Consider the following 22705-nt stretch of genomic DNA (forward strand, 5'->3'; position numbering starts at 1 on the left):
TCAAAGCTCGGAGCGCCACCCCACGGGCAGGCGCTCGCCCTTTGTGAATCCGATCACTCCGGGATCGTCCGCGCGTAGCCCTCTGTCGACAAATCGCGCAACTCCTTGAGCATCTCAACAAAGCCCGCAACCTGATGTGCACAGGTGGCCGCACCCTTCTCAGCCGTCGCCAGATGCGCCTCGCCCACCGTGCCTTTCGGGTTCAAATCCTTTGAGACCCACGCGAGGTTCACCGGACCAATCGGAGAAATCGGCGCGGTCTCCGCCGTCGAACGGAAATCCTCGGCCATCTCCATATCCACCAAAGCGGGCTTGAAATGCAGCATCAAGGAGGTCTCAAGATCGCCGCCATGGATGCCAAAATTGCTCTCTTGCGCGCTATACATGCCCTCGGGTTTGCCGAAATTGCCCCATTGGCATTTCACGACCATCATGCCCGCCTGCACGCGCAGCTCACGCCCCAGAATGGAGATCAGGTCCAGATTTCCGCCATGGGAATTGACGATCACCATCTTCTTGAGACCGGCGCGGGCCACGGAAAGCCCGATCTCGGTCCAGGCGTCCAAAGCCGTTTTGGCCGTATAGGTCAGCGTGCCCTTGGCGTGGATATGCTCGTTCGACTTGCCCACCGCCTGCACCGGCAGGATGAGGATGTCGAGATCCTCGGGGCAGGTCGCGCGCAACTCGGCCAACATGCCCTCGTTGATGTAAGTGTCCACGCCCACAGGCAGATGCGGCCCATGCTGTTCCACGGCTGCGGTAGGCAGGATGACGATGGTTTTCTCGGGGTCAAAGGTGGCGAATTCCGTGGTGCGGAACTCGGCCCAGTCAAAGCGTCTCATGTGATGTCCTTCGGTGTGTAGGTCGCGTCCAACCTTGAGCGCAGATAATCGGCGCCGGTGACCGCGGGGTATTTGGCCTCGCCCGTGCCCGGCAGAGCGGCAATCACGCTGTCAGGGTTCGGGTCGAGGAAAAAGGCGATGGAGCGGCGGGCGGTTTTGGGCGGCAACACCCGGTGCGGGGTCGAGACATAGATGTCATTCGACCAACGCATCAGGCAATCGCCGATGTTGACCACGTATGCCCCCGGCACATGCGGCACGTCGATCCAATCGCCGCCACGGGGGCGGACCTGCAACCCGCCGACACCGTCGGTCATGAGCATGGTCACAGAGCCGTAATCCGTATGCGCGCCTGCGCCGATGCCTTCGCCGTCCGGGGCCGCCGGGTAGGAGAGCACACGCAGCGTCGCCATCGGTTCGGTGAAGTGCGGCGGGAAGTAGCCTTCGGGCAGGTTCAAATCCATCTCGAACGCCCGGTGCAGCGCGACCGAGAGGTGCAGCACGGCGTCGTAGTAATCGAGCATGGTATCGCGAAAACCGGGCACCTCGGGCCAGACATTCACACCACGAAACGGCTCACCGGCAACGACGCGCGGGTCGTCAGAGGGAAGATCAAAGCCGACGTTGAACGCCTCTTTGCGGTCCATCTGGCCGGAGGTCTCGTCCAAGGCTTCGGAGCCCTGACAGGCCCAGCCCCGGTTGTGCGGGTTGTTTCGAATGTCGATTTTCGCTTTTTCCGCCATGGGCAGCGCGAAAAATGCGTCGCCCTTGGCGAAGACATCCGCGATCAAATCCTCTGGGATGCCGTGGTTCGACACGAGAAAGAACCCCGTGTCGCGGCAGGCACGCCCGAGGTCTGTCACGAAGCCGTCGACGTCCGTGCCTGTGGCAAAGCGGCTCCAATCGAGAACAGGAATGTCCATTTACCCCTCCTTCGGCGCAGGCGCCGCGATCAATTTGTCGAGCCGCTTTTGAACCCGCGTCAGGTGTTTGGCGCGGCTATCCGGCGTCGAGCTGTCCATCAGGAAATGCGCGGCAAAGGCGGTTTTGCACCGCTTGGCCAAGATCACCCGAAGCCCGCGCATGAGCGTGCGTTTGCCGGGTGCTCCGACAAAGAAGGTCAGCCAGCGCGAGGCGCCGCAGGTGGTGAAAACGCCCAGCTTGGTGATGTGGGTCAGGCCGGGTTTGATGTCATCGCCCTCTTTTTGCGGCATGATGAAGGCGACGCCCGACACCATGGTGCGGTCGAGCCAGCCCTTGAGCATGGCGGGCAGGCCGTACCACCAGGTCGGATAGACGAAAATAAGGCTGTCGCACCACTCAAGGTCCGTGCAGTCGCGGTCCACGAGGACGCGGTTCTCCGGCACGTTTTCGTAGATTTCATGCTCATGGGCGGAGAGCACCGGATCGAAGCCCTCGGCATAGAGATCGCGCAGGCGATACTCCACGCCTGCGGTCTCAAGGCGCGCGACCACGAGGTCGCGGATGCCGCGGTTAAACGAGGTCTCGCGCGGGTGACAATAGACGACGAGGGCGCGTTTCATGACTGAATCTCCCCCGCGCGGAACAAAGGCCGCAGGCCGCCGCGCGCTCGCCTGACCGTCCCGCGGTCTGGCGATTTTGCTGTCGAATTGCACTGACGAGAATGCGCAAGGACTTGGCTGGCATAAAGCACTTTGCTCAAAGGGTGTTTCGCCAGCCCCCGGTCAGGCGACCGCGCGGCGTCTTGGGAGGTCTGCATCACATCGCCTCCATTTCGCGCCGCACCCGCTCCAGATGCGCTTTGAGCTTCGGCTCCGTGTTCCGGTTCATGTCGTAACAGGCGATGTATTTTTTCTTCGGCATGCCACAGGCATACCACACCGGCCGGGTGACGCATTTGCGGGGCGGGTCGCCGTTCATCATCGCTCTCAGACGTGTGCCGCCATAGGTGGTGCAGGCGTAGAGCTTCTTGATGTTGGTGAGACCCGGACGGACCTTGCCATCCACCAGTTTGAAGCTGACGCCCGGAAGGAAAATCCGGTCGAGAAAGCCCTTGAGGATCGCCGGATAGCCGAAATTCCACACCGGGAAAACCATGACCAGCGCATCGGCGGCCTGAAGCCGTTCGACGTATTCGCGTACTGGTTCGATATTGGCGGGCTCGTCGTGATAGCCGCGACGGTCCTCCATCGTGAGCACCGGTTGAAAGCCCTCGACGTTCAAATCGCAATCGTCGACCTCCCAGCCGGATTTGGTGAGCGTCTCCACGACCACCTCATGCACCGCCGCGTTGAAGCTTTCCGGGCAGGGGTGGGCGTAGAGGACGAGAACGCGTCCTTTGGAACTCATTCCTCACCTTCGCTTTCTGGCTCCGGTTTCGGCGTGATCTTGGCGTAGGAATACATGTCGGCGTAGTCGAAATCCGGCTCGTCCCAAGCGATCATCTTGCCGGGGTTCAAAAGGCCCTTCGGGTCCGCCTCGCGTTTGAAATCGAGCTGGCGTTTGTCGGTCGACTGACGCCCGCCTTCCTCCAAGGTGTAGCGATGCGGGTTGAAGATCATGCAATCCATCGCCTCGTGTTTGGCGACCAAGTCATCGAGCTGCGCCTTGTCCTTCGGGAAGACAATCGGCAGACCCGCAAAGGACAGCCCTGCGCCCTCGCGCATGACTTCGAGATGCATGTAGAGATCGTCCTTGAAGGTTTCATAGGCACTCATGATCTTTTCGATGTCCGACCCGTAGCGTACCTGAAGATAGGTCAGGTCTTTCTCGAACTTGAGCGCGCGCAGCGTGGTATGGTTCCAGCCATATTCATAGACCGGACCGGGGTGGCGATCCCATTGCACATCATCGGAGCGGTAGATCACCTCCGCCCCCTCATAGCGGTCCAGAAGCGTCTGGAAGCCCGCCATGGAGTGCGGCGCGACCATGAGGCCACAGAGGTGGTCACTCTCGGTGACATGGGCCTTCACACGCTGGAAATACTTATGCGCGATGGGGGCGGCATAGACCGAGGCGAGTTTGATCAGAATGCCCGGCTCGGAGGTCAAAGCGCCTGCGAATTCAGTCGCCATGCGGAAGGTGTCAAAGCGCACGAACATCTCGACCCATTCGTAGGCGGGGGCGAGCGGCATTTCGATCTCGGTGATGATGCCGTTGGTGCCATAGGCGTGGGAGACGCGGTGCAGCTCCTCGCCGGTGAACTCAAGCGCGCGCGGTTCGGCCTCCATGGTGATCACCCGCAGGCGGTCGATGTTGCCGAGATCGCGCAAAGCGCCCCAGTTTGCGGACCCGACCCCACCGGAGCCGCCCGCGATGAAGCCGCCAAGCGAGGCCTGCGAATAGGTCGAGGGGAACATGCGCAGCTCCTGACCCGACTTTTCTTTCAACTCGGCGTCCATCTCCTTGATGATGATGCCGGGTTCGGCGACGACATAGCCCGCGCCGATCTCCTTGATCTTGTTCATCTTTGTCAGATGCATGACGCAGCCGCCGGAAAGGGGCATCGCCTGACCGTAGTTGCCGGTGCCGCCGCCGCGACAGGTGACGGGCACGTCATGTGCGTAACAGGTCTTCAAGACCTCGATCACCTCGGCTTCGGAGGTCGGGTTGACCACGAAATCGGCCTGAAGGTGATCCATCTCGGCCTTCAAAACCGGCGAGTACCAAAAGAAGTCGCGCGATTTGTTGCGGACGGTGGCGGGGTTTTCTTCGATGTCCAGATGGGACAGGGCGGCCATGGCCGCAGCGGAATTTTTGTTCATGATATTAGCTCACGATCTCATCAAGTTCAGAGTAAGACGGCAGGGTGCGGTCAATGGGATCTCCGTCCCTCAAAACCACCCTGTCGGATTGCGGGCGGGCGAAGAGCTCGGTCCAGCCGCGTGCGTTGCAGATGACCAGATCGGCAGGGGCGCCGTCCGTCAGGTTTGGGGTGTCAAACCCACAGGCCCGCGCCGGATTGGTCAGAAAGGCATTCACCCAGGGCACATCCGTGTGGTCGAGGTGACAAATCCGCGTCGCCTCGCGCATCACCTCGATCATGTCGAGATCGCCATAGGCGTAGAACGGATCGCGGGTGTTATCAGAGGCGAAGGAGACGTTGACCCCCGCCGCGTTCAACTCATGCGCCATGGTGACACCGCGCCAACGTGGCGTGCGGCCCTTGTAGCGGTCTTGCAGATACATGTTGCACATCGGCAGCGACACGACGTTGAGCCCGGCCTTGGCGACGAGCGCGATGATCTCTTCGGCCACCTCGTCCGGCATCACCGAAATGGAACAGCAATGGCCCACCGTGACGCGGTTCTTGAACCCCAGCTCGATCACCGTCTCCGCAATGGTGCGCAGCGTGTCGGAGGTCGGATCGTCTGTCTCATCGACGTGGAAATCGACGTCGAGATCATAGATCACCGCGAAGTGGAAGAAATCCAGCAGCCGTTCTTTCAGATCCGGCACCGGGTAGGTGACAGAGCCTAAGATCTGTCCGGCGTCCGCGACGATTTTCGCAATGGCCGGGAAGTCGCCCTGATCCTTGAAAACCTTGTCGATGGCGACCAGACAGGAGGCCTGCAACTCGATCTTGCCCCCCCATTTGTCTTGCATCCGCTTGACCACGCCAAAGGACGACGACGCCAGCGCGTCCAGGCTGTCGATATGGGTGCGGATGGCCTTGGTGCCATGGGCATAGGCGCAGCGCAGCGCGAAATCCATCCGCGCTTCGACATCCGCCGCCGTCCAATTCGCGTGGTCCGCGTGAACGGTCTCCAAGGCCCCCATAAAGGAGCCATCCGGGTTCGAGGCGCGGGGCCAAATATGGCCCTTGTCGAGATGCGTGTGCATGTCGACGAAGGCCGGAAAGACCATCGCGCCTTTCATGTCGATCTGAGGTATGTCGATCACGGTTTCGGCCGGTTGCCCAGCGTCCGTTTGCGTGATCTTTCCATCTGTGATCGTGAGATCGGTGGTGATGAGGTCCCCGGATTGGCCCATGAGGCTGGCCGGGACCGTGACATTTCGAAGTGTCTTCGCGCCGCTGGGCAGAACGCAAAAGCTCATATAAGTCCTTATGACTCCCGTTTGATCGCACTTTCGTGCCATTTGTGCAGCAATGCGTGAGAGAGCAAAGAGGCTGCGGTGAAGATCACGACACCTGTCGCCGCAATCAAAAGAAGGGCCGCGAACATGCGCGGAATGTTGAGGCGGTAACCGGCCTCAAGAATGCGAAACGCCAGCCCCGATCCGATGCCGCCGGTGCCTGCGACATATTCGGCCACAACGGCGCCGATCAGGGACAGACCACCCGCGATGCGAAGCCCGCCCAAGAAATAGGGCAGAGCGGTCGGCAGTTGCAAATAGCGCAGCCGCTGCCAGCGCGTTGCGCCGTAGATTTTATAGAGATCGCGCAGGTTGTGGTCCGTCGAATTGAGGCCGAGCGTGGTGTTCGACAGGATCGGGAAAAACGCCACGATCCAGGCACACAAGAGCAGCCCCGCAATCCGGCTATCGACATAAATAAAGATCAGGGGCGCGATGGAAACCACCGGCGTCACCTGCAAGATGACGGCGAAGGGGTAAAACGACATCTCGAAATAGCGCGACTGGGTGAAGAGGATCGCAAGGCCCACGCCGCCAATCACAGCGACCGCCAGCGCGGCCAGCGTGATCTTCAGCGTCACAATGAGCGCATCCGACAACATGCCCCAATCCTTGATCAGCGTCTCAAGCACCAACCCCGGCCCCGGCAGGATGTAATGCGGAATGTCGTTCCACACCACCATGCGGTCCCAGAGGAAAATCGCCAAGGCGATCACCAACACGGGCAAAAGCCATTTCGCAATCTTTTCGCGCTTTTCAGCGCGGGCGTAGCGCAGCTCTTCTTCGTCCACGAGAGTTGCGGTGTTCATATCTGTCGTGCTCATGCCGAGGCCCTCGTGCCATGTTCATTCATTGCACCATGCAGCGCGTCGGAGGCCTTGCGGCACAGCTCGGCATATTCCGCAGAGGTCCGAAACTCCTCGGTGCGCGGGTAGGGCGCATCGACGGTCACCTCGGATGACACCCGCCCGGGGCGCGCCGCCATGACGACGATGCGGTCCGACAGGAACACGCTCTCAAACACCGAGTGGGTGACGAAAATCACCGTGCATTTCAATTTGTCACGCAGCTCCAACAGATCGTTGTTCAGCTTGTGCCGGGTGATTTCATCCAGGGCCGCGAAAGGTTCGTCCATCAGGATCAGCCGCGGCTCGGTCACAAGAGAACGCGCGATGGAAACGCGCATTTTCATGCCACCCGACAGCTCGCGCGGATAGCTCTTTTGGAACTTCTCCAGACCCACCATCTTGAGCGCCCACATGATCTCGTCTTGCACGTCGCGAATGGATTTGCCGCGCAGACGGAAGGGCAACCAGACGTTCTGTTCGACTGTGGCCCAGGGCATCAGCGTCGGTTCCTGAAACACCACGCCCAGATCGCCGGTCTTCTGCCCGCCTTCCCAGTTGATATGCCCGGAGGTTGGGCGCATCAGGCCGGAAATCAGCCGCAAAGCCGTGGATTTGCCACAGCCCGACGGCCCCAGAAGCGAAATGAAATCGCCTTGGTTCACGGTCAGGTTCATATCCTTGAGCGCCACGACCGTGCCGCCGAAGACCTTGTCCACATTGGACATCTCCAACAGTTTGTCGCGCTGGCCCATGGGCGGAATGGATGGGGGGAGGGTCATGTGCGTCTTTCGAAATCAAAGGAGGCGAGGGCGGTGAAAAGCGTGATCCGCCCTCGCTATGTCTTTGGGAAATGGACTTTATTTCAGGTCCATGCCAACTTTTGCGTTGGTGAACTCAAGCGTGTAGGCGGCGGAGTAATCCAGACCCGCTTCGATGACGCCGGCGTCGACCATCTTGTCGTAAAAGTCCGCGATCTTCTCGTCGGTCATCGCCCCGATGCCCAGCTCAAGCGCGTCGCCGCTGTCGACGATGCCTTCGGATTTCATCTTCTCAATCGCGAAGTCGATCTTGTCCTGGGTCATGTCCGGGTTGTCGGCCATGATCATCTCATTGGCGGCGGAGTTGTCGTTATAGAGATAGTTGTACCAGCCCTTCGCCGACCCATCGACGAAACATTTCACCGCCTCCGGGTTTTCGTCGATGGTCTTTTGCATCGTCTCGATGGTGGTCGCATAGGTCGAATAACCGGCGTCCGCGATCAGGAAGACGTCAGGCGTAAAGCCGCCCTCTTTCTCGATCACATAGGGCTCCGACGACAGGTAGCCCTGCATGGATTTCATCTCATCGGCCAAAAACGGCGCCGGGTTGAAGGTGTAGGGCTCGCGCTGCTCAACCGTGAACCCGTAGGCGGCGATCATCCACTGGTAGTAAGACGCAAAGCCGTTGTCGCCGATCAGGAGCGTGGTCTTTTTCAGGTCTTCGAAGGTTTCCGCGACGCCCGGATGCGCGATGATCACCTGCGGGTGTTTTTGGAAGGTGGCGGCCACGGCCACGACCGGAATGCCCTCTTTGGCGGCGTTGAAGGCCTGCAACAGATCGCCGCCCATGTGGAACTGGATCTTGTCGGCCATCATCAGCGCGCGGTTGTTCACCTGCGGGCCGCCGGGCTGAATGGTGACGTCGAGGCCGCAGTCCGCATAGGTGCCGTCGGCCACGGCTTGGTAATAGCCGCCGTGCTCGGCCTGCGCCAGCCAGTTGGTGCCAAAGGACACAGGGGTCAGGTCTTGCGCCATGGCTCCGGTGAGCGCAGTGGTGGACGTGGTCGCGGCAAGGGTCAGCCCCGCGAGGACGCGTTTCATGGTCATGTAAATTCTCCGTGGGTGAAATTCCGACCCCCACGTTAGTGAGCCTCTTGTGCGGAGAGCAGCAGACGCGGGGCGTGTTCTTGTGCACAATCTGCAAATGCCAAAATAGAGGGCAGAATTCTGGCCGCTTGGTCAAATTACAGGCAGTGGGTGGGAAAATCGGATGCGGAATTGTACACAATGGCGGCGTTCCGGGGCCCGAAATGGCACCGTGATCCGGCCTTTTGGCGAATCTGACAGAGACTCATCCCGGAGCATTTCATGCACAAAGCCCTGACCCCATCCTCCATCGCCGCGCCCTTTGGCGCCTATTCGCATGGCATCGCCTCCGCGCCCGCGGGGCAGGTCATCGTGACGTCGGGTCAACTTGGTCTGGCCCCCGATGGCACCTGTCCCGAAGGCGTCAAAGCCCAAGCAGAACAGTGTTTCGCCAATATCGACGCGATTTTGCAGGAGGCCGGCGCGACACGAGACACGGTGGTGCGCGTGAGCGGCTTTGTCACCGCCCGCGAGGACTTTCCAACCTATATGGCGGTGCGCGATGCCTGGCTTGCCGATGTGACGGTGAAACCCGCCTCGACGCTTTTGATCGTCACAGGCTTCACCCGCGAAGAGTTCAAGGTCGAGGTCGAGGTGACGGCGGTGGTGCCTGCTTAATTTGCAACCACAGCGCGTGCCTGTTTTTTCGGCTTTCCGGCGTCTAGCCTTTGAAATCCGGGTTCGGCATCGGGTTCGACCAGGCCCGTTTGCCCGCCCGGTCCATCACGGTGACCCGCAACCACGGACTTTCGTGAAATCGCATCAAAGGCACCTCGGCGCGGGTCAGGCTTTCGCCATGCACCGCCAGTGCCGCCGAGCCGTGGCCTTGGACGATGACGGTCGCCACCGCGCTGCACGCCACTGTGACGGCCTTCTCCGTCACCTTGATCTGGCGCAGCTCCGGGCCTTGGCTGCTATAGAAATCGCCGCGTTTCAGAGCCGCTAAAAGGGCCTCAGGGGCGTTCTCCTCTGCTTTGACCATGACCCAGCCGCCGAAATGATCGGGCTCGGTGAAATGCGCGTCATCGGTGGCGATCACCGTTAGATCGCGGCCTTCCGAGAGCAACAGATCGGCATAAAACGCCCCATCCGCCCGGTCGCAGCCCATGGCGCAGCCGTGGTTGTAAATCTCCACTGCATGGGCTGCCTCAATTGAGCGGGCATCGGCCAAGCTCATTCCCGACCACTGCGGATGCGCGACGGCGACGAAAGCGCCCGCGTCGCGTGCCCGCTGCGCCAGCTCCGGTCCGCTTTCCTGACCGTCCACAGGGACAAAGGCCGGGGAATGTGAGCGGGCGAACTCCAAAGGCAACCCGACCGCAAGAATGTGCCACAGCTCGCCATTCTCCATCGCGCCGGAATGCAGCTCGGCGCCGAAAAGCGTCGTAAAACCCTCGTCGCGGAACGCGGTCGTGTCCACCAGCGGATAGTCATAGATGCCGACGAAATGATCGGTCAGGGCAATGAAATCATAGCCCTCCGCCTTATAGCGACGGCAGACCTCGGCGGGGTCCAGCGCGCCGTCCGAGCGGTTCGAATGGGTGTGCAGGTTGCCGCGATAGAAACGGCCGGGGGCGGTGAAGGCGGATGGGATCATGGTTTGCTCCATTGGTCGAACGCGGGTTTAGGAGCCGCGCGTGACATCACCGTGACAGAGTAGCAAAACCCTGCCGCGGGTCATGGAGCCAGAAGCCGAAAATGTTGGGATCAGAGCTTGACGCCCATGCGTTTGAGCACGGGGGCCCATTGCTGTTTCATCGGCGCGTATTTCGCCTGAGACTGGTCGAAAATCGACAGGCCTTCGCGCGCCAGATCGACATAGGCGGCGCGTTCGGAAATCATCGTGACGATTTCCTGCCCGTTGGCCTCGAGAAACTCCTTCAAAAGCCGCCCGTCCTTGCGCCGCGGGTCGATGCGCGAGCCGATGGGCAGGATGTCGACCTTCTCCTTGCGGATGCGTTTGAGATCGCGCAGCGTCTTCAGGAATCCTTTGACCGCCAGCTCGTCGAACATTGAGGGCATCACTGGCGTGACCATGAAATCCGCCTCTTTCAGAAACGGCTTGGCGTCCTCCGCCTCAAGCCCCGCGCCGCTGTCGATCACCAGCCATTCGGTCTTTTTCGGCACCGAGGGCCGCGCGCCGCTTGATCCGGGCCCGGACCAGTCGAGCACCGGAATATGCGCCGCATAGGCCGAGCGCCGTTTGCCCCACATCCGGGCGGATTGCTGCGGGTCGGCATCGGCCAGCGCGACCTTGCGCCCGGCGGCTTTGAGCGCGGCCGCGAGCGTGATCGCCGTCATCGTCTTGCCGGAGCCACCTTTGCTGTTGGCGACGAGAAGCGTCTTCACGGGTCACGATCCTTTCTTGGAATTCTTCTTGAGGAATTTGCGGATATGGTCGCGCAATTCGCGCGAGGCGGAGGTGTCCATATCCTCGCAAAGCGCCACGAACTCATCCCGGTCCGCCTTGGGCAGGCGGATGATCAGGGTGCTGTCTTTTTTGGTCTTAGGCGCCATGTTTCCATCCTGTTTTGCCTATACGCTGTATATACGTGTCAAAGCAGGGGTCAAGAGAGGCTCAGCGGTTTTTACGCGTTTTTTCCGGTCTTTTTCGACGCTTACAAGAGAGCGGCCGATGCACGGTGGCAGCGGAAAACATCAATAAGACATTGGTCTCGGATCAGACCCCGCCCGAATGTACCACCTCGTAATAGATTTTCTCAAGCTCTTCCTTATGTTCGGCTTCTTCGTTGGCGAGGAAGGTGAAAGCCTCTTTCAAGGGCCCCTCGGGCGCCGTGTCGGCCAGTTCCGTGTACTGATCCATCGCCGCCGTTTCGCGCAAAAGCGCGTATTGAAGTACGGTCTGATCGTCCGGGTTCTCGCCCAGATCGGGCACCTGCACACAGTCGGAAAACTTGCCATCCGCCACGGGGCGCTGGATTTTTTCGGCCATCACGTCGGAGACTTTCGGGTCATTGGCGAGTTTGGTGAACAGGTCCACGTGACCCTGTTCCTCCTCGGCCAGTTCATCCACAAGCCAGCGAATGTTTTTCGACACTTTCGGCGCCAGAGCTTTGTAGAAATCCCGCGCCACGACTTCGAAGGACGTCGCCGTGTCCATGATCTCCTTGACCGTGGTCAGGCCGGAGAGTTTTTCCTTGTTGGCTTCACTCATTGTACTTTCTCCCTTTTGGCCGCGAGCATTTTGCCCACGGAGACGGCGACGCGATGCCCGTCGGCCACGGCATGGATGACGTCGGGGCCAGAGACCGCATCGCCCGCCGCCCAAAGCCACGGTTCCGAGGTCTGCCCAGTGCTGTCGATCATGATCCGGCCCCGGTTCCATTCGAGTTTCTCGGTCAGCGCCTCGCCCAAGAGCGAAATATCGGCCATTTGCCCGATGGCTTCGACGACCATCCCGGCGGGGTGGATCATCTCATCCGCCTCGTCGTATTTCGGAGCAAAGCGGCCTTGGTCGTCGAAAATGGCCTGCACTTTCCAGGTTCTGAGGCCCATGACCGTCTCGCCGTCGAGCACGATCTCCTGCGGCCCGCGCGCTGGGTAGATTACGCAGCCTTCTTCCTGTGCCTCTTCGATCTCTTCGCGGTCAGCGAGGAAGCGATCGAGGTCTTCGAGCGCGGTGACCGTGACGCCGACCCGACCGTATTTGATCTTTTGCAGCCGCGCCATGCTTCGCGCGATGTCCATCGCCACGTTGCCGCCGCCGATGACGGCCACCTGTTCGGGCACGGGAACCTCAACGCCTGCCGTGATCCTGCGCAACAGGTCAATCGCGGCTTCGGCTTTGTCAGACCCTGGCACACGGGTCGAGCGGCCTTGGTGCAAGCCGATGGAAAGCACGACGGCGTCATAGGCCTTGGCAAGCTGCTCCATCGAGATTTCATGGCCCACCCGCATGTTGCAGCGGATCTCTACGCCCATGGCCTCAATGACGGAAATCTCGTGGTCCAAGACGTCATAGGGCAGGCGGTATTCCGGGATGCCGTAGCGCATCATGCCGCCGGGCTTGTCCAGCGCCTCGAACACCACAACCTTGTGGCCTTTGCGGGCGAGATCGAAGGCGGTGGTGAGACCCGCAGGCCCGGCACCGATCACGGCGACCGACTGGCCGGTTTCGGGCACATCGGGTTTCTGGATCAGGTCGAAATAGCGGTCTTTGTCCACGGAATCCGTGATCGCGCGTTTCAGCCAACGGATCGCAATCGCATCGCCTTCGTGCATCGCGGCGCAGGTGGTTTCGCATTTGTGGGTGCAGATGCGCCCGCAGGCCTGCGAAAACGGGTTGGTCTCATAGAGCAATTGCAACCCGCCCTCGAAATCACCGTCGCGGACCTTGGCGATATAATCCGGGATGTCCATATGCGCCGGGCAGGTGGCGACGCAGAGCCCGCATTCGACGCAACGGTCGGCCTCAATGACGGCCTGCTCCGGCGTGAACCCGTCGACGATCTCGCAGAAATTGCCAATTCGGTCCTCGGGCGCCAATTCCCCCATCGGCGCGCGGGTGGTGCCGGTCAGGCGGCGGGTGTCTTCGCGTTGATAGCCTTTCGGCTCCAGATCCCAGCTCTTGCCATCGACGCCGGGGACGAAGCGAAACGCATCGGGGTCGCTGTCGACCCAGGTGTATTCGTTGGACATCGTCAGAGACCCGGTCATGCAGACATCGACGCACAAAGCGCACCAGCAGCAGCGGCCATAGTCGATCATGGGTCTGAGCCCCGAGTCTCCGGGACCGGCCTCTTGGCCCTCGACCGGCACCATATCAATGGCGGCGTTTTGGCAAATCTCTTCGCAGGAGCCACAGCCAATGCATTTGTCCATGTCATTCTGGTGAAAGCCGCGATAGCGATCCGCGCCCGGCCGGTTGAACGGGTCTTTGATGGTCACCGGATCGTTGATCACATGTTTCCACGCGGTGAAGGGGGAGAGTACGTCACGAAGGGACATGTCGGGTTACCTCTCGATCTCGGGCGGATAGGTGTGCAGCGACACCATGAGCGCCGCGATGTCGGAAATATTGGTGCCGGGGATGAGGTGTTCGAGCAAAGCCATGGCGTGGGTGTACGACGGCCCCCGGACATTGACGCGGCGGGGATAGCCGGTGCCGTCGGTGACCAGATAATAGCCATATTCGCCGCGCGAGCTTTCGCCCTTGATATAGGTCTCGCCGCGCGGGATTTTCCAATGCAGCACGTTGGGCAGGTTGGTCATGACCTCGCCCTCTTTCGGCATCTTTTTCAGGATCTGCCGGATGAGTTGAATGGTCTCATGCAGGTCTTTGAACCGCACGAGGGTGCGGGCGTAGATGTCCGACGCGGTCTCCGTGTGCACTGTGAAGTCGAGCTGATCGTAGACCAGATAGGGGCTGTCTTTGCGCACGTCTTTCGCCACACCGCCGGCGCGCGCGTTCGGGCCGGTGACGCCGTAGGTCTCAAACAGCGCCGGGTCGATCACGCCCACGCCTTGAGTACGGGTTTTGAACACAGAGCTGTGGAACATCAGCTTTTCGGCGTCGGCCAAGTATGTCTCGGCGGTCTGAAGCACCTCTTCCATCCGACCCTCAAAGCCCTCGGGCAGATGCGCCCGCACGCCACCCGGCAGGATGAACATGTGATAGATGCGCGCGCCGGTGAGTTCCTCGAACCGATCCAGCATGATGTCGCGGGTGTAGGTCATCCATTGGCCCACGACGCCAAGGCCCAAAGCGCCGGAAATGCCACCCATCGCCATCATGTAGCTGTTGAACCGACCCATTTCCAAAATCAACGTTCTGATCCAATTGGCCATTTCGGGCACTTCGATGCCCGCCAGCTCCTCAACGGCGGCGGCGTAGCAATATTCGTTGAAATCCGGCTCCGGCACGCAGACGCGGCAGACGATGGGAAAGACCTGAATGAAGGTCCGGCGCTCCATCAGTTTCTCAAAGCCGCGGTGCAGATAGCCGACATGGGTCTTGCCCTCGACGACCTCATCGCCACAGACGGTGAGTTCGACCGACATATTGCCGGTGATGCCGGGGTGGTTTGGACCGTGCCAGAGTTTCAGGTACTTGCCGGTCTCCAGATCGACCTCGATTTTGCCATCGGGGCCGGGGGCGGGATATTGCGAGCGGTCGGGCTTAAACGAAAACATCACTTGGCTCCTTTCGGATAATCCGCATAGAGCGTCTTTTGCATATGCGTTTTCGGGTCATGGGTGACGCGGCCCGGGCGGTCGTTGTAGGTCTGCTGTGAATACGCCAGCGTGTCGAAATCGCGCCGGTAGGGGGGCAGGTCGGTCCAGCCCTCAAGGATAAACTCCTCATCCACACGCGGGGAGCCGGGGAAGGTGATGCCGAACATCTCTCTGAGCTCGCGCTGATAGGTGGCCGCCGTCGGCCAGAGGTCGTGGATTGTGTCACCGGTCGCGTCTTCACGGTCCAACATGACCCGCAGCGCCAGCGTCAGGTTGGCGACGCGGTTGTTGACCATATAGGTGAGCTGGAACTGCTGCTCTTCGATCCAGTCGACGGCGGTGAGCAATGTCAGATGGGTGAACCCCTCGACATCGCGCAGCTCGGTCAGGATCGCGCGCAGCTCGAAGCGTTTGACGGTCACGAAACACAGGTCATCGCGTTGAAACACCGGCGTTCCAAGGTGATAGCGGTCTTTGAGGCGGTATAGGATGTGTCTCATGATGCTCACCAATTGTAATCCGGCATGTCCCAGTCACGGATCACCGCCTTTTGGTTGGCTTTGTACTGGTCGAAATTTTCGGCATAGAGGTTCGCGCCTTCGCCCTTGCCCTCTTTGATCACGCGCTTGAGTTCCATGAACCCATGAAGCAGCGCCTCGGGCCGGGGCATGCAGCCCGCGACATACATGTCCACGGGCAGGTAATCGTCGAGACGCTTGATCGTGTTGTAACTGTCCCAATACATGCCGCCGTTGATGGTGCAGGAGCCAAGGCCCATGACATATTTCGGCTGTGGCATCTGCTCATAGGCGCGGATGGCGCGTTTGAGGGTTTTGACCGACAGATAGCCGGAGATCACCAGAAGGTTCGCCTGACGCGGGGTGGGCCGCCACTGGATGCCATAGCGATAGGCATCGAAGCGCGGCGTCATCAGAGGGCGCATCTCGATCGCGCCGCAGCCGGTGCCAAAGCCCAGAATCCAAAGCGAATTCGCCCGCGCCCAGTTGTAGAAATCTTCTACAATCTTGGAATAGGCCTTGGGGTGAACCTTGGGTTTGGCTTCGCAGAAATAATCCCGCAGCGGGTCGATGTCGATTTCCTGCCCGTCGGGGGTTGTGACCTTGCGCGGGCGCAGCTCTTCGCGGAGCGGCACCTCTGTGTCGGGGTTCTTGAGGAACTTGTCGTCAACGTCTTTCATAGGATCACACCACCAGAATGGAGAGGACGCCGATGGGCAGCCCCCATTTGAGGAAGAAACGGATGCTCTGCTCGACCCGGAACCGGGGATGCACGACACCGATCACGACGGAGATCATGTAGAGGCAGAACACTTTGATCGCGAACTCGGCCCAGCTCGTGGCGCCCCCGAAGAAGAGGTTCATGTAGATGACCGTCTTGGCGACCGGGAAGAGCACGCGATTGGTCTGCATCAGAGCAAGGTAGGAGGAATGGTATTCGGTCGGCGGGCCGATGGGGATTTCCTGCGGCGCCATGGCGACATCGAAGGGCGAGCGCATCATGGTGCCGACAAAGGCGACCATCGCGGCGACTGTGGCCAGAGGATTGGTGAAGACCGTCCAGTTGAAGATGGAGCCCTGTTGGGCGGCGACAATCTCGGTGATGTCGAGGGTCTGGTATTGGAGAGAGAGCGCAAAGACGCCCAAGGCCAGAGGCAGTTCGGCCATGGTCACCTGCGCCAGACCGCGAGAGACGCCGATGGCGCTATGTGGATGGCCGCTTTCGCCAGCCCCCAAAGCCATGCCAAGCGTGCCGAAGAACACGAAATAGAGCGCAAGGATCAGATCGCCTGCATAGGAGAAGTTCTGATGCCATTCGGAGCCATAGATCGTCGGGACGAACATCAAAAGGCCGACACCGCCCGTCAGCCGGAACACCGGCCCGAGGTAATACATCACGCCATGGGAGATCTTGGACCGCAGCGCGATGTTCTTGAGCAAATCGACATAGTTCTGCCAGACCGGGATGCCGTAACGCCCCCCGACCCGCGCACCGATCTTGCGCACCACGGCGGTCATCACCATGCCGTAGTTGATCACGATGAAGAGCGTCAAAAGCGCATAGGCGATCTGGACCCATTCGAAATTCGGAAACGCGGTCATGACGAGGCTCCCATGCTGATCAGGTAGACGGCGATGACGAAGAGCAAGAGGTGCACCGCATAGGTCTGGCCGTTGCCGGTGTAGAGTTTGCGGCTGAACTCGGCGGTGCCATGGAGCGCATTGGTGACGCCGGTCCAGAAGCTTGTGGACACAGGGGTCTCAAGGAACCCCATCGCCTTGCGGTAGGGCGCAAAGAAGTTCCAGGCGAAATGCGTGGTCTGCGGTTTGAACGGGCGTTCTGCCGAGAAGACGATGTTGAATTGTTTCACGCGCTGGGCGTTGTGGTTCATCCAAATGAGCAGGCCCAGCACGGTGACGAACACCACGATGATCACGCCCCAGATCGCCACAGGGTTCCAGGTGCCGTAGGCGCTGTTGACGATCCGCCCGGACCACACCAGCGGCTGATCCCCGAAGAGCGTGCCAATATAGCGGTCCACGCGCTGAAGGATCATGCCGGGAAGGGCGGCGAAGGCGATGAGGAAGGCGACAAACAACATCTGCGGCAGGATGATCCAGAAGGGGGCTTCTTTGACTTGGCGCAGGTTGTCCTTCGGTTGACCGAGGAAGATCGTGTGGATGAGCCGGAAAAGATAGAGAAAGCCCACAGGCCCCGCCATGAAGACCAATACCATAGGAAGGCGCAGATCGGTGGACATGATCGCATTGTAGAAAATCCAGCGCCCGCCAAAGCCCGACAGCGGCGGCACGCCGGACATGGCGATGATGCCGACGAGCACAGAGACAAAGCTCAAAGGCATGAGGGTGATCAACCCGCCCATCTGGTACATGAGCCGCGTGTGGGTGCGTTCTTTCACACCACCGACGGCGAGGAACAGCATGCTCTTGTAGACGAAATGGTTGATCGCGAACATCATCGCCAAAAGCCAGCCGAGATGGTTCATCAGAGCGAGACCGAAGACCGCGTAGCCCATCTGGGAAATGGAGCTATAGGCGAGAAGCCGTTTAGCATCCTCTTGGAAGGCGGCGAGAACCGCGCCGATAAAGGCGGAAAGCGCGCCCAGCCAGACGAGAAGATGGGTGAGGTCGACCCCATAGAGGCGTTGATGCCCCATCTCCATCACGAGCACGAACAAGCCGAAGAGACCTGCCTTCAAGAGAATGCCTGACACCATGGGGGAGACATCCGTCTCGGCTTCGGCATGAGCCCCGGGGAGCCAGATATGCAGCCCCATCGCGGCGGTTTTCGTCAGGAACCCCAGAGCCAGAAGGACAAAGACCCAAGGCGCCAGCGTGCCGGTCAGCTCGGAGAGATCTTCGATCCAGAATATCCGCTGGCCTTGGGCCGCGAGGGCAAAGCCCGCCAGCAAAGCAAAGGCCCCGCCCAAAGAGAAGAGGATGTAGGACAACGCATGCGGCTCGCTTTCCTTGCCGCGCAGAATGAGGAAATAGGACCCGATGGTGAGCATTTCCCAGGCGGCAAAGAATTGGAACGCGGTGAAAGCCTCCAAAAGCAGCGCCATCCCCGCATACATGATCATCGCGGGCGCATAAAATCCCATGCGACGGCCCTGATGATGGAAAGACGCGAGGAACAGCACCGCACCGCCCAGCATCATGATGATCATGAACACAAGGCGCAGCGGGTCGAGGTCTTGGTAGGAGATCACGAACCAGACCACGAGGCCCGCCATGGCAATGGCGTTTTTAACCCGCGCGGGCAGGATGTCCATCGGCAGGAACAGAAGCGCGAACAAGAGGGGCAGGGCGGTCATCACATTGCCCTGATCGCTCAACGCGCCCCAGACCCAACCCAAGCCCCAACCCGCGAGCATGGCGATCAGCACGATGGTCTCACGGCTGAGATGATAGGTCAGGCTGCGCTGGGCGTCGTGTTTGATCGCCTTGCCGAACCAACGGAACAGTACACCCGCCTCGATGAGCGCCGCGATCAGGAAGATGGCGAGCATCGGCAGCTGACCCGTGGCGGCGAATTCATGCACCAGCACCCATTTGGCATAGAACGCGGGGAAGGGCGGCAGGCCGGTGAGCATGGCGATGAACGTCGCGAAGGCGACGACCAGAGCCGGGTTTTGGCATAGGGCGGCCCAGTCGGAGAGGGTGCGCCCCTTGACCATGCCGGAAAGCCAGAACAGCCCGGCTTTGGCCACGGCATGCGAAATCACGATCCCGCCCGCGACATAGGCAAAATCCGCGCCCAAAAGCGCCTTTTGCCCGACGACCAGCAGGACAAGTCCGATCTGGCCGACGGAGGAATAGCCCAACAGCCGCCGATCATGGCTTTGCGACAGCGCCAAAAGGTTCGCGCCGACAAAAGTGACGATCCCGACGCCCGTCGCCAGCGGCAACCAAGCGGGACCTGCGGCGGTAAAGAGCTTGTCTGCGGCAAAGAGTGCGGCCGTGCCGGAGGCGGCGGAGAACAGCGCTGAAAATCCGGGATGGGCGGATTCGTAAATGTCCAAGGCCCAGCCATTGGCGGGGAAGGGTTTCAGCTCCAAGACCAAAGCTATGAGCACGAGGAAAGTGGCCAGAGAGGCGCCTGTGAAGGCCATCGGAGTGGCCGCGATGTCGTCGATATTGAGCGAGCCATGGGCGTGATAGGTGAAGATGACGCCCACCAGAAGCAGGATCGAAATCACCTGAGAAACAATGAGATATTTGAACCCGGCGGCCAGCGCGCGGGTGTCTTTCGACAAAAGCACAAGCCCGGCGGTGGCGATCACGATCAGCTCTATGAAGACGAAAAGGTTGAACAGGTCGCGCGTCAGGATCAGCCCCGACAGCGCCATGATCAGCACCAAAAGCACCGCCATCGCCCGGCGCCCCAGCCGCATCAGATCGGCGCGCATATAAAAGGCGGACAAAAGCCCCGTGAGGGTGACCACGGAGATTAACGCCGCCTCTGCGCCGCCCATGAACAGGTTGATCGCAAAGGGCGGTCGCGCGCCTGCGGTCAGGATTTCGACGGGCTGGGTCTGGCCCAGGACCAATCCCACGACCCAGGACAGGGCCACGAATGACATGGCGGCCAGCGCGGCGATGGTGACGTAAAACGCCGGGCGTTCGGAGGTGCCGCGCAAAAGCCCGAGGATGAAAGCGGCGCCGAGGCCGGCTGCGAGGATGAGAAGAGGGCTTACCATTTCAGCTCCGTAAAATCAGAGATGTCGAGGCTGCCGCGGGCGCGGAACAGCCGGTAGGCATAGGCGAGCATCAAGGCGGTGACGCCGAGGCCGATGACGATGGCCGTGAGGACGAGCGCTTGCGGTACCGGGTCGGTGATGCGCGTTGCGGCCTCTGCCACGGGGACCGCCTCATCAAGGATTGGCGCGCTGCGTCCGGGCAGGTAGCCGACCGACACGAGCACCACGTTCACGCCGGTGCTGGCGATGGTGAAACTCACGATCATGCGGATGATGTCGCGGTTGGTGAGCGCGCCGTAAAGGCCCAGAAGGATGAGAGAAAATCCCAAAGCCATGGCGATCTGAGACAGCATCATTGCGCGTCCTCCGTGTCTTCAAGCGAGGTGAGGATCGAGGAGAATTCTGCCCCAACCTTGAGCCCGATGAGGATGTAGATCAGCGGGATGGCGCCTGCGGAAAATACCGACCCGAACCAGCCCAAAGGCAGGATGCGGTTGTCGAGAAAGCCGCCTGCGAAGATCATGCCCAGAAGGCCAAGGATCACGTAGATCAGACCCGCCGAGCTCTCGATCCGGGAAATCAGGCGATGCGAAAACCGCTCCGCCGGATCGGCGAGAAGCATCAACAAAAGGCCCGAGGCCACAATCGCCCCGCCTTGAAACCCGCCGCCCGGGGTCAGGTGGCCGTTGGCGAAAACATAGGCGCCGAAGAGCAAGATCACCGGCACCAGCATCCGCGTGCCCGTGGTCAGCAATTCGCCCGAGGGCAGAAACCCCGAACCGGAGCGGCCTTTCGGCGCTTTCGATTGGGCCAGAACCAGCCCGACAATGGCGGCGGTGAGGAACAGAACCGTCACTTCGCCCAATGTATCGAGGCCACGATAGGTGACGATGATCGCGGTGACCACGTTCTGCGCGCCGGTCTCTGGCACGGTCTGGGTGGCGTAATAGCTGGCCGTGCGGTTCAGCGTCTCATCGGGGGTGAACCCCACGAAAAGTGCGAAAAACACCGTGCCCAAGAGAGCCAGCAACACGAGTGGAATGAAACTGCGTGTGGTCATTTCGAACCCTCCCTACGGATGCGGCCCAGAACGAAAAAGAACAGGAAGGTGGTGAGGCCCGATCCGATTGCGGCCTCGGTCATCGCCACGTCAGGCGCGGCGAGAAGGAGGAAGAGAACCGAGGCGAAAAGCGACACGAGACCGGCGGAGAGCACAGCTATGGCGGTCGAGCGGGTCGTAAGCGCCATGAGCGCCGCGCCCAGAGTTGCGACGGCCAGAACGGCGGCCACGAGGGTCAAAGCGGTCATGCCAAATCCTCCGCATCTTCGTCGAGCCTGTCGGCCTTGGTCTCCGGCGTCATCGGCGCGTCGGAACGATGCGCGGCGCGGGCCAGAACCTGGGATGACAGGGGGTTGGTGAACATCAGGAAAAGCATGATCAGAAGGAGCTTGATCGACCACGAAGGCATGATCAGGGCGGCGCCAACCAGTACCATAAGCGTGCCCAAGGTGGTCGCTTTCGTGCCCGCCTGAATGCGGTTGTATATGTCGGGCATGCGCACAAGGCCAAGGCCGCCAAGCGCCAGAAACAGCGCCCCGCCGAGCATCATCAGGGCACCGATTGTATCGAAAAATCCTGACATCATTCGCCCCCCTCCAGATAGCGCGCGGCGACGATGACGCCGAGGAACGACAGGAGCGCATAGACCAGAGCGACGTCGAGATAGATCGACCGACCGGTGATCAAAGCGGCCAAAACGATGCCAGTGACGGAGATGATCGTCAGCACGTCAAAGGCGACCACGCGGTCCAAGGCGCGCGGGCCTTTGACGAACCGCCACGCGGCCAGAGCGAAGGCCGCAAAGACCAGACAGCCCGCCAATATGAGAAGCACGTCAGCCATACATCACCTCCAGATAGCGTTCGAAGCCGGCGACGATCTCTTGTGTCGCGGCCTCGATGTCGGTGCTTTGGGCGACCACCCAATGCACATAGAGAAACTCGCCCTTGATCTCGCAGGTCAGCGTGCCGGGCGTGAGCGTGATCGCATTCGCCAAAAGCAACCGCCCGACCGGATCGGTCAGTTTCGTGCGCACCTTGACGATGGCCGGATCGACCGGCAGCGCAGGCGTCAGGACCAATTTGGCCAGCGCCAGATTGGCCTTCACCAGCTCTTTCAGGAAATAGCCGATGAACAGGATGGCCGCGCCGATCCCCGCAGGTGTCAGGTGGAACCCCGAGAGAAACGACAGGTTGCGGGCGAAGAAGATCGCGATCACACCCGCGACAACGAGGCCGCTGATCAGGGTTGCAATCGACAGAGAGCCGTTGAGCAAAATCCAGAACAGGAACAGCGTCGCGAACAACCGTGTCGCGAGCGGGCGCCAAGGCGCGGCTGTTCCTTTGGAGAGTAAACCCGTGTCGCTCATTTGTGAGGCCTCCAAACTGTCTAAAGTGCGGTCGAAACGTTGGGTCTGAGCGTCTGGCGCACACCTCCTCCGTTCGGCGCCGCGATGGCGGGCCGTCATCCTCTCGGGAAAACATGACCTTAGGGAAAGACGGGCCATATCGGGGGAGGGTTCGCGCTGTCCTGAG

Annotated in this window: 26 protein-coding genes; 1 reads left to right on the forward strand and 25 read right to left on the reverse strand. The window is 60.6% G+C overall.

All coding sequences use genetic code 11. The features are described 5' to 3' along the window. Positions 1–53 precede the first annotated feature (53 nt). The 9 genes from HCZ23_RS03100 to HCZ23_RS03140 all read right to left on the reverse strand — a co-directional run bounded on the left by HCZ23_RS03100 (position 54) and on the right by HCZ23_RS03140 (position 8634). Positions 54–842 (reverse strand): creatininase family protein, encoded by a 789-nt coding sequence (locus tag HCZ23_RS03100; protein ID WP_167600207.1) that lies wholly within the window; start codon positions 840–842, stop codon positions 54–56. Continuing rightward, positions 839–1765 carry an isopenicillin N synthase family oxygenase gene (locus tag HCZ23_RS03105; RefSeq protein ID WP_167600208.1) on the reverse strand — a complete coding sequence of 309 codons (927 nt, stop codon included), beginning with the start codon at positions 1763–1765 and terminating at the stop codon, positions 839–841. The genes HCZ23_RS03100 and HCZ23_RS03105 overlap by 4 nt, the downstream gene beginning before the upstream one ends. After that, positions 1766–2386, reverse strand: a complete 621-nt coding sequence (locus HCZ23_RS03110; protein WP_167600209.1) for an NAD(P)H-dependent oxidoreductase — start codon at positions 2384–2386, stop codon at positions 1766–1768. 196 nt (positions 2387–2582) lie between these two features. Continuing rightward, positions 2583–3173, reverse strand: coding sequence for an NAD(P)H-dependent oxidoreductase (locus HCZ23_RS03115; RefSeq protein WP_167600210.1), 591 nt, complete (start codon positions 3171–3173; stop codon positions 2583–2585). After that, a complete protein-coding gene (locus tag HCZ23_RS03120) occupies positions 3170–4588 on the reverse strand; it encodes an FAD-binding oxidoreductase (protein ID WP_167600211.1) in 1419 nt (472 codons plus the stop codon). Before HCZ23_RS03120 ends, HCZ23_RS03115 begins: the two co-directional genes overlap by 4 nt. A gap of 4 nt (positions 4589–4592) precedes the next feature. Further along, positions 4593–5882, reverse strand: a complete 1290-nt coding sequence (locus tag HCZ23_RS03125) for a cytosine deaminase (RefSeq protein ID WP_167600212.1) — start codon at positions 5880–5882, stop codon at positions 4593–4595. An 8-nt stretch (positions 5883–5890) separates the two neighbouring features. Beyond that, positions 5891–6745, reverse strand: a complete 855-nt coding sequence (locus HCZ23_RS03130) for an ABC transporter permease (RefSeq protein ID WP_167600213.1) — start codon at positions 6743–6745, stop codon at positions 5891–5893. Then, entirely contained in the window at positions 6742–7548 is an 807-nt protein-coding gene (locus HCZ23_RS03135; RefSeq protein ID WP_167600214.1) for an ABC transporter ATP-binding protein, read from the reverse strand. The genes HCZ23_RS03130 and HCZ23_RS03135 overlap by 4 nt, the downstream gene beginning before the upstream one ends. 78 nt (positions 7549–7626) lie before the next feature. After that, a complete protein-coding gene (locus HCZ23_RS03140; RefSeq protein WP_167600215.1) occupies positions 7627–8634 on the reverse strand; it encodes an ABC transporter substrate-binding protein in 1008 nt (335 codons plus the stop codon). Between the two features lie 261 nt (positions 8635–8895). Between HCZ23_RS03140 and HCZ23_RS03145 the strand changes: the two genes are divergently transcribed. Continuing rightward, on the forward strand, positions 8896–9291 hold the full coding sequence (locus tag HCZ23_RS03145) for a RidA family protein (protein WP_167600216.1): 396 nt from the start codon (positions 8896–8898) through the stop codon (positions 9289–9291). Positions 9292–9334: 43 nt separating this feature from the next. Here the strand turns inward: HCZ23_RS03145 and HCZ23_RS03150 are convergent, their stop codons facing one another. The 16 genes from HCZ23_RS03150 to HCZ23_RS03220 form a co-directional block, all read right to left on the reverse strand. Then, positions 9335–10270, reverse strand: a complete 936-nt coding sequence (locus HCZ23_RS03150; protein ID WP_167600217.1) for a PHP domain-containing protein — start codon at positions 10268–10270, stop codon at positions 9335–9337. A gap of 110 nt (positions 10271–10380) precedes the next feature. Continuing rightward, on the reverse strand, positions 10381–11022 hold the full coding sequence (locus HCZ23_RS03155; RefSeq protein ID WP_167600218.1) for a ParA family protein: 642 nt from the start codon (positions 11020–11022) through the stop codon (positions 10381–10383). 3 nt (positions 11023–11025) lie between these two features. Further along, positions 11026–11190, reverse strand: a complete 165-nt coding sequence (locus HCZ23_RS03160) for a hypothetical protein (protein ID WP_167600219.1) — start codon at positions 11188–11190, stop codon at positions 11026–11028. Positions 11191–11353: 163 nt separating this feature from the next. Further along, positions 11354–11848 carry a ferritin family protein gene (locus tag HCZ23_RS03165; RefSeq protein ID WP_167600220.1) on the reverse strand — a complete coding sequence of 165 codons (495 nt, stop codon included), beginning with the start codon at positions 11846–11848 and terminating at the stop codon, positions 11354–11356. Beyond that, complete coding sequence (locus tag HCZ23_RS17950) at positions 11845–13641, reverse strand: FAD-dependent oxidoreductase (protein WP_175580862.1); 1797 nt, start codon at positions 13639–13641, stop codon at positions 11845–11847. Before HCZ23_RS17950 ends, HCZ23_RS03165 begins: the two co-directional genes overlap by 4 nt. Before the next feature lie 6 nt (positions 13642–13647). Continuing rightward, the gene (locus HCZ23_RS17955) at positions 13648–14826 is read right to left on the reverse strand and encodes an NADH-quinone oxidoreductase subunit D (RefSeq protein WP_175580863.1); all 1179 of its coding nucleotides are present in this window, start codon (positions 14824–14826) and stop codon (positions 13648–13650) included. Next, positions 14826–15368: an NADH-quinone oxidoreductase subunit C gene (locus HCZ23_RS03175; RefSeq protein WP_167600221.1), complete on the reverse strand. Its 543-nt coding sequence runs from the start codon at positions 15366–15368 to the stop codon at positions 14826–14828. The genes HCZ23_RS17955 and HCZ23_RS03175 overlap by 1 nt, the downstream gene beginning before the upstream one ends. A gap of 5 nt (positions 15369–15373) precedes the next feature. Beyond that, complete coding sequence (locus HCZ23_RS03180; protein ID WP_167600222.1) at positions 15374–16066, reverse strand: NADH-quinone oxidoreductase subunit B; 693 nt, start codon at positions 16064–16066, stop codon at positions 15374–15376. A 4-nt stretch (positions 16067–16070) separates the two neighbouring features. Next, positions 16071–16988 carry a respiratory chain complex I subunit 1 family protein gene (locus HCZ23_RS03185; RefSeq protein ID WP_167600223.1) on the reverse strand — a complete coding sequence of 306 codons (918 nt, stop codon included), beginning with the start codon at positions 16986–16988 and terminating at the stop codon, positions 16071–16073. After that, positions 16985–20110 carry a proton-conducting transporter membrane subunit gene (locus HCZ23_RS03190; RefSeq protein ID WP_167600224.1) on the reverse strand — a complete coding sequence of 1042 codons (3126 nt, stop codon included), beginning with the start codon at positions 20108–20110 and terminating at the stop codon, positions 16985–16987. Before HCZ23_RS03190 ends, HCZ23_RS03185 begins: the two co-directional genes overlap by 4 nt. Next, entirely contained in the window at positions 20104–20466 is a 363-nt protein-coding gene (locus tag HCZ23_RS03195; protein ID WP_217703107.1) for a sodium:proton antiporter, read from the reverse strand. The genes HCZ23_RS03190 and HCZ23_RS03195 overlap by 7 nt, the downstream gene beginning before the upstream one ends. Next, complete coding sequence (locus HCZ23_RS03200) at positions 20463–21170, reverse strand: Na(+)/H(+) antiporter subunit B (RefSeq protein WP_167600226.1); 708 nt, start codon at positions 21168–21170, stop codon at positions 20463–20465. Before HCZ23_RS03200 ends, HCZ23_RS03195 begins: the two co-directional genes overlap by 4 nt. Further along, a complete protein-coding gene (locus HCZ23_RS03205) occupies positions 21167–21418 on the reverse strand; it encodes a hydrogenase subunit MbhD domain-containing protein (protein ID WP_167600227.1) in 252 nt (83 codons plus the stop codon). The genes HCZ23_RS03200 and HCZ23_RS03205 overlap by 4 nt, the downstream gene beginning before the upstream one ends. After that, positions 21415–21756 carry a monovalent cation/H(+) antiporter subunit G gene (mnhG, locus tag HCZ23_RS03210; RefSeq protein WP_217703108.1) on the reverse strand — a complete coding sequence of 114 codons (342 nt, stop codon included), beginning with the start codon at positions 21754–21756 and terminating at the stop codon, positions 21415–21417. The genes HCZ23_RS03205 and mnhG overlap by 4 nt, the downstream gene beginning before the upstream one ends. Next, positions 21753–22013 carry a monovalent cation/H+ antiporter complex subunit F gene (locus HCZ23_RS03215; RefSeq protein WP_167600229.1) on the reverse strand — a complete coding sequence of 87 codons (261 nt, stop codon included), beginning with the start codon at positions 22011–22013 and terminating at the stop codon, positions 21753–21755. The genes mnhG and HCZ23_RS03215 overlap by 4 nt, the downstream gene beginning before the upstream one ends. Further along, the gene (locus tag HCZ23_RS03220) at positions 22006–22539 is read right to left on the reverse strand and encodes a Na+/H+ antiporter subunit E (protein ID WP_167600230.1); all 534 of its coding nucleotides are present in this window, start codon (positions 22537–22539) and stop codon (positions 22006–22008) included. The genes HCZ23_RS03215 and HCZ23_RS03220 overlap by 8 nt, the downstream gene beginning before the upstream one ends. Positions 22540–22705 lie beyond the last annotated feature (166 nt).

The organism is Celeribacter sp. HF31, from assembly GCF_011806455.1.
GTDB lineage: Bacteria > Pseudomonadota > Alphaproteobacteria > Rhodobacterales > Rhodobacteraceae > Celeribacter.

What these genes read in the sequence shown, in the direction of transcription:
- HCZ23_RS03220 (WP_167600230.1), bottom strand. Translation starts at nt 22,539, where the DNA reads ATGAGCGACACGGGTTTACTCTCCAAAGGAACAGCCGCGCCTTGGCGC.
- HCZ23_RS03165 (WP_167600220.1), bottom strand. Translation starts at nt 11,848, where the DNA reads ATGAGTGAAGCCAACAAGGAAAAACTCTCCGGCCTGACCACGGTCAAG.
- HCZ23_RS03150 (WP_167600217.1), bottom strand. Translation starts at nt 10,270, where the DNA reads ATGATCCCATCCGCCTTCACCGCCCCCGGCCGTTTCTATCGCGGCAAC.
- HCZ23_RS03120 (WP_167600211.1), bottom strand. Translation starts at nt 4,588, where the DNA reads ATGAACAAAAATTCCGCTGCGGCCATGGCCGCCCTGTCCCATCTGGAC.
- HCZ23_RS03175 (WP_167600221.1), bottom strand. Translation starts at nt 15,368, where the DNA reads ATGAGACACATCCTATACCGCCTCAAAGACCGCTATCACCTTGGAACG.
- HCZ23_RS03190 (WP_167600224.1), bottom strand. Translation starts at nt 20,110, where the DNA reads ATGGTAAGCCCTCTTCTCATCCTCGCAGCCGGCCTCGGCGCCGCTTTC.
- HCZ23_RS03185 (WP_167600223.1), bottom strand. Translation starts at nt 16,988, where the DNA reads ATGACCGCGTTTCCGAATTTCGAATGGGTCCAGATCGCCTATGCGCTT.
- HCZ23_RS03195 (WP_217703107.1), bottom strand. Translation starts at nt 20,466, where the DNA reads ATGATGCTGTCTCAGATCGCCATGGCTTTGGGATTTTCTCTCATCCTT.
- mnhG (WP_217703108.1), bottom strand. Translation starts at nt 21,756, where the DNA reads ATGATGTCAGGATTTTTCGATACAATCGGTGCCCTGATGATGCTCGGC.
- HCZ23_RS03145 (WP_167600216.1), top strand. Translation starts at nt 8,896, where the DNA reads ATGCACAAAGCCCTGACCCCATCCTCCATCGCCGCGCCCTTTGGCGCC.
- HCZ23_RS03135 (WP_167600214.1), bottom strand. Translation starts at nt 7,548, where the DNA reads ATGACCCTCCCCCCATCCATTCCGCCCATGGGCCAGCGCGACAAACTG.
- HCZ23_RS03100 (WP_167600207.1), bottom strand. Translation starts at nt 842, where the DNA reads ATGAGACGCTTTGACTGGGCCGAGTTCCGCACCACGGAATTCGCCACC.
- HCZ23_RS03180 (WP_167600222.1), bottom strand. Translation starts at nt 16,066, where the DNA reads ATGAAAGACGTTGACGACAAGTTCCTCAAGAACCCCGACACAGAGGTG.
- HCZ23_RS03205 (WP_167600227.1), bottom strand. Translation starts at nt 21,418, where the DNA reads ATGACCGCTTTGACCCTCGTGGCCGCCGTTCTGGCCGTCGCAACTCTG.
- HCZ23_RS03110 (WP_167600209.1), bottom strand. Translation starts at nt 2,386, where the DNA reads ATGAAACGCGCCCTCGTCGTCTATTGTCACCCGCGCGAGACCTCGTTT.
- HCZ23_RS03105 (WP_167600208.1), bottom strand. Translation starts at nt 1,765, where the DNA reads ATGGACATTCCTGTTCTCGATTGGAGCCGCTTTGCCACAGGCACGGAC.
- HCZ23_RS03140 (WP_167600215.1), bottom strand. Translation starts at nt 8,634, where the DNA reads ATGACCATGAAACGCGTCCTCGCGGGGCTGACCCTTGCCGCGACCACG.
- HCZ23_RS03130 (WP_167600213.1), bottom strand. Translation starts at nt 6,745, where the DNA reads ATGAGCACGACAGATATGAACACCGCAACTCTCGTGGACGAAGAAGAG.
- HCZ23_RS17950 (WP_175580862.1), bottom strand. Translation starts at nt 13,641, where the DNA reads ATGTCCCTTCGTGACGTACTCTCCCCCTTCACCGCGTGGAAACATGTG.
- HCZ23_RS03160 (WP_167600219.1), bottom strand. Translation starts at nt 11,190, where the DNA reads ATGGCGCCTAAGACCAAAAAAGACAGCACCCTGATCATCCGCCTGCCC.
- HCZ23_RS03200 (WP_167600226.1), bottom strand. Translation starts at nt 21,170, where the DNA reads ATGACCACACGCAGTTTCATTCCACTCGTGTTGCTGGCTCTCTTGGGC.
- HCZ23_RS03115 (WP_167600210.1), bottom strand. Translation starts at nt 3,173, where the DNA reads ATGAGTTCCAAAGGACGCGTTCTCGTCCTCTACGCCCACCCCTGCCCG.
- HCZ23_RS03215 (WP_167600229.1), bottom strand. Translation starts at nt 22,013, where the DNA reads ATGGCTGACGTGCTTCTCATATTGGCGGGCTGTCTGGTCTTTGCGGCC.
- HCZ23_RS03125 (WP_167600212.1), bottom strand. Translation starts at nt 5,882, where the DNA reads ATGAGCTTTTGCGTTCTGCCCAGCGGCGCGAAGACACTTCGAAATGTC.
- HCZ23_RS17955 (WP_175580863.1), bottom strand. Translation starts at nt 14,826, where the DNA reads ATGTTTTCGTTTAAGCCCGACCGCTCGCAATATCCCGCCCCCGGCCCC.